This is a genomic window from Mesorhizobium sp. Arg314 (genome assembly GCF_053714275.1).
Map to the genome: position 1 here is coordinate 1 of NZ_JBSKBP010000402.1, position 206 is coordinate 206.

Sequence of the window (206 nt, forward strand, 5' to 3'; positions counted from 1 at the left end):
AGCTTGTCGGCGACCGGCAGGATGACTTCCTGGAACTTCTCCGAGGAGCCAAGCGCACGACCACCGGAGATGATGATCTTGGCCGAGGTCAGCTCCGGACGGTCGTTCTCGGAAAGCTTGTTCTCGACGAAGGAGGAGAGGCCCGGGTCGGCGGCGGCGTTGGCCGTTTCGACCGAGGCCGAGCCGCCTTCCGGCGCGGCCTGGAA

1 pseudogene is annotated in these 206 nt (G+C 66.0%); it reads right to left on the reverse strand.

The annotated features are described in order from the left end of the window. Positions 1-206 (reverse strand): annotated as a pseudogene (locus ACWGS9_RS36030) (electron transfer flavoprotein subunit alpha/FixB family protein); the annotation flags it as partial.